Below are 1,383 nucleotides of genomic sequence, written 5' to 3'. Positions count from 1 at the left end.
GCACCGTGGGAGACGGCATCGGCCTTTTCTTTTCTGGCAATTTCAATCTGTTTTTTTGCAATCAGCGGCCGTGCAATCGAGGTGCCCAGCAGATACAGACCCTCATAAACCGCAGTGGCGCGGAACATCGGGAACACGAAATCGCGGACGAATTCTTCGCGCACGTCTTCGATATAGATGTTCTCGGGCTTGATCCCCAGAAGCTCGGCCTTGTGGCGGGCCGGTTCCAGTTCTTCCCCCTGACCCAGATCGGCGGTAAAGGTCACGACCTCGCAGCCATATTCGGTTTGCAGCCATTTCAGGATGATCGAGGTATCAAGACCACCGGAATAGGCGAGGACAACTTTCTTGGGGGCAGACATGCGGCTCTCCAGTCATTTGGATATCGCGCGGGCGATACCGGGTTTTGACAGTGAGAGCAAGGGACAGGCCCGCCTGAGACCGCTGCAAAGGCCGAAACTGTGACCTGAACGGGTCAATCCGGGCCACGGGTCGCCGAAAGCCCGAATTGTCCGGGTTCGGGCCTCAGGCCGTGGCCGCGTTCAGCGCCAGATCCATCAGCGCCTTGATCTCTTTTTTTGCGGTCCCGGCCACGATCCGCCCCAGTTCCTGATCGCCCTTCAGCACCACCAAAGTCGAGCGGCGGGGGATATTCATCTGTTTGACCAGCGGCCCCTCGCCATGTTCGTCCCAGTCGATATTGATAAAGGTGATCTCGCGCTCATAGGCGGGGTTCGCGGCCTTCAGCGCATCCAGAACCCGGCTTTGCGCGGCGCAGGTGCTGCACCAACTGGCCTTGAAATCCAGAAACAGGGTCTCGCCCTTGGCCAGCCGCGCCGGGATCATCCCGGCGTGATAGTCCAGCGGCGCGCCCCATGACACCGATGGCAGGGTGACGGCGGCAATGCCGGTCAGGGCGATAAAATCACGGCGATTCATGACAGTCTCCGATCCTCAGATGATAACGGACAGATCGACCAGCCACGCCGGCAGGGTTTGCACGGCCCAGGCTTCGATCATCAGGTGAAATTTGAACAGGATGGCCAACCCGACAGCGACAAAGATCGCCCCCATCGCCGGACGGGCGCGGCTGGAAAGATTGCGCATCATGGCCTGACGGCGCAGGATCACCGAACGCGCGCCATAGCCCAGCGCCAGAATGATCGTCGACACGCCCAGCGCAAAACTGACCATGATCGCGGTCGCCAGACCCAGGCTTTCGCCCTGACTGGCCAGCGAAATCGCGCCGCCCAGCGTCGGGCCGATGCAGGGACTCCAGACCGCGCCCAACAGGATGCCGCCCAGAAACTGACCGTTCAGCCCGCTGCGGTCCAGACTGTCCAGACCGACATCGGCCCGGCCCGCAACCCCGGCGGTGGCGGT

General features: G+C 61.4%; 3 protein-coding genes. All 3 read right to left on the bottom strand.

The features are described from left to right. Positions 1 to 362 (bottom strand): argininosuccinate synthase domain-containing protein (locus ABYW26_RS14500; protein WP_372605625.1); only part of this gene is annotated, 362 nt, incomplete at its 3' end. Between the two features lie 163 nt (positions 363 to 525). Further along, positions 526 to 939: a thioredoxin family protein gene (locus ABYW26_RS14495; RefSeq protein ID WP_372605623.1), complete on the bottom strand. Its 414-nt coding sequence runs from the start codon at positions 937 to 939 to the stop codon at positions 526 to 528. Positions 940 to 954: 15 nt separating this feature from the next. Continuing rightward, a partial coding sequence (locus tag ABYW26_RS14490) for a cytochrome c biogenesis CcdA family protein (protein ID WP_372605621.1) occupies positions 955 to 1,383 on the bottom strand: 429 nt, incomplete at its 5' end.

Source organism: Actibacterium sp. (genome assembly GCF_041584535.1).
GTDB lineage: Bacteria > Pseudomonadota > Alphaproteobacteria > Rhodobacterales > Rhodobacteraceae > Actibacterium_D.
The sequence above is the reverse complement of the archived record's forward strand: the minus strand, read 5'-3'. Positions and strand labels throughout refer to the sequence as shown.